The 2,659-nt window shown below is 39.8% G+C and carries 3 protein-coding genes and 1 tRNA gene; all 4 read left to right on the forward strand.

The genetic code is table 11. From position 1 onward, the window contains the following. Positions 1–161 precede the first annotated feature (161 nt). A complete protein-coding gene (gene thiL / locus CDZ78_RS03380; RefSeq protein WP_087868705.1) occupies positions 162–1,094 on the forward strand; it encodes a thiamine-phosphate kinase in 933 nt (310 codons plus the stop codon). Between the two features lie 7 nt (positions 1,095–1,101). Further along, a complete protein-coding gene (locus CDZ78_RS03385; RefSeq protein ID WP_174664549.1) occupies positions 1,102–1,593 on the forward strand; it encodes a phosphatidylglycerophosphatase A family protein in 492 nt (163 codons plus the stop codon). Between the two features lie 55 nt (positions 1,594–1,648). Beyond that, positions 1,649–1,725, forward strand: a tRNA-Met gene (locus CDZ78_RS03390). 137 nt (positions 1,726–1,862) lie between these two features. After that, a partial coding sequence (locus CDZ78_RS03395; protein WP_087868707.1) for a tyrosine-type recombinase/integrase occupies positions 1,863–2,659 on the forward strand: 797 nt, incomplete at its 3' end.

A 2,659-nucleotide genomic window follows, 5' to 3' on the forward strand; every position in this document is an offset into this window, starting at 1 on the left:
CGAGGTTTATTTTAGGTGGTTTTGCCATGTTTATAGCAAACCCCTACTTAATTCCCCTTAGGCAATAGCATTTGAAACGAATGAAAAGACTATTTTTTTCATATAGTTGTAGCATAGTTTCAATTTTACCATAAATAATTATTGGGAAACTTCAGTTAAGTATGGCACTTGCAGAATTTAATTTAATCAAACAGTTTTTTACGCGTTCAGCGCAGAATAAATGCACAAGGTTATCGGTTGGCGATGACTGTGCCTTGCTTGCGGTGCCTGAAGGGTATGAGTTGGCGATTACCACCGATACCATGGTGGAGAATGTGCATTTTTTTTCCGATGTGCGGCCAGAGCAATTAGGGTATAAATTATTAGCTGTAAATTTAAGTGATTTAGCCAGTATGGGGGCTGAACCTATGGCGATTACTTTAGCGTTGACTATGCCGGAAGTTGATTCGGGCTGGTTGGCGGCATTTGCTGATGGTTTATTTGCCTTAGCCGATAAATATCAAATTGATTTAATTGGCGGGGATACAAGCTCCGGTCCTTTGACGTTAAGTATTCAAGCTATGGGTCTGGTGCCAAAAAATCAGGCATTAAAGCGTGCAGCTGCTAGAGTAGGTGATTTAATTTATGTGACTGGTTATCTTGGTGATGCTGGTTTGGGCTTAAAAATTAAACAAGGCTATGCAGGGCAAAACACGCAACAGGCTTTACAGCGATTTAATATGCCTGAGCCACGTGTCGAAGAAGGATTGGCAATACGTTCTTTAGCAAATGCCTGTATTGATATTTCAGATGGTCTGGCTCAAGATTTGGGGCATATTCTAAAGTGCAGTAAAGTAGGGGCTAGGCTGGATTATGCGCAAATACCCATGTCCGAAGCAGTATTGGATTATATGCTGGAGACGGGGGATTGGCAGATGCCTTTGGTTGCTGGAGATGATTATGAGTTGTGCTTTACCATAACGCCTGAGAGTGCCAGCAAACTAGATATATCTTGTACATGTATTGGCATTATTGAAGAGCTTCCTGGTTTGCGCCTGATAAGAAATGATGTTTGTGTGAATTTTAATAAAAGTGGCTTTGAGCACTTTGCATGAGAAATAGATGATGTTTTTAACTAAAGTAGGAAAAAATCAATTAACTGCGCGGGAAATTCTAACTGACCCCATTTTATGCCTGGCTTTTGGTTTTGGTTCAGGCCTGGCAAAAAAAGCGCCGGGTACCTTCGGAACTTTAGCGGCCGTACCTATATATATAGCTTTAGCCCAGACAAATATCTGGATATACAGCGTTGTCAGTGTGTTGTGTTCAGTGGTGGGTATCTGGATATGTGGTATAGCAGCTGAAAAGCTTGGTGAACATGATTTTGGTGGTATAGTCTGGGATGAAATAGCCGGTTTGTTGATTACTATGTGGTTTGTAGTTTTTAGCTGGCAGAATTTGCTATTGGGTTTTATTTTATTTAGAGCGTTCGATATTATCAAGCCCTGGCCCATAAAATGGATAGATCAAAAAGTATCAGGTGGCTTTGGTATTATGCTGGATGATGTGATTGCAGGGGTATTTGCAGGCCTGGTTTTAATGTATTTGATTTAATTTTAAAATTAAACTTGCCAGAACTTAAATACTCAGTATAATGGAACAAATCAATCGCGGGGTGGAGCAGCTTGGTAGCTCGTCGGGCTCATAACCCGAAGGTCGTAGGTTCAAATCCTGCCCCCGCTACCATTGATAACCCTTATATAATAAGGGGTTCAGCCTATAAGCCGTCGGTTGAAATGCTTTAAACTTAAAGGATGTGCACATCGAAGTGCACACTTTCAGCACATGCAAAGTGTGCACAACAGTTTAAAGAGGCTCTTACCATGGCAACTTTCAGAAAATTATCTAATGGCAAATATCGAGCCGACGTAAGAAAAAACGGTTCTTTCATTCAAGCCAAAACATTCAACACAAAACAGCAAGCAGAAGAGTTTTCAGCTTCGCTAGAATCTAGTATTGATTCTATCCTGAGATTAAAACCTAAGAAAATAAAAAAATTGTCACCTGCGAAAGTTGAAGAGCTTGGCGGTAAATGGCTGTTTAAAAAATTAGGTGTTGAACTTGAGTTTATGACTTTCGACCAGTTAGCAACGGAATACATGCTTCAATGGACTGGTAAAGATCATAACCAGGTTTACCGTGCTCTTTATTGGCGCGATACATTCGACGGATTGCCAATCAAATCAATTACACCTAAGTTAGTCAAAAAGGCCGTCAAAGACTTTAGTGAGACTAAATCATTTGCTACTGATGGTACTGGCAATAAATCAAATAAAACACGATCAAGTAATACAGTCATTCGTTATAAAGCGGTATTGTCTGCAATGTTTAGGTATGCCATCCGAGAAGATTACCTAAAAGAAAATCCAGTTGATAACGTTTTTGTTCAAGCAACCCCTAATAAGATCGAGCGTTATTTGTCTGATGAAGAGCGTATGCAATTATTAGCTGAGTGTAAAAATTCAACTTGGAACAAAATGCACTTGCTTGTGCTATTGGCTATTACTACAGGCATGAGAAAAAGTGAATTAATGGGTTTGCGCTGGAATGACATTGATTTTAACAAGGGACTGGCAAAACTTACCGACACTAAAAATGGTGAGTCACGAAATAACCCCAT

Source organism: Bathymodiolus platifrons methanotrophic gill symbiont (assembly GCF_002189065.1).
GTDB lineage: Bacteria > Pseudomonadota > Gammaproteobacteria > Methylococcales > Methylomonadaceae > Methyloprofundus.

What these genes read in the sequence shown, in the direction of transcription:
- thiL (WP_087868705.1), top strand. Translation starts at nt 162, where the DNA reads ATGGCACTTGCAGAATTTAATTTAATCAAACAGTTTTTTACGCGTTCA.
- CDZ78_RS03385 (WP_174664549.1), top strand. Translation starts at nt 1,102, where the DNA reads ATGATGTTTTTAACTAAAGTAGGAAAAAATCAATTAACTGCGCGGGAA.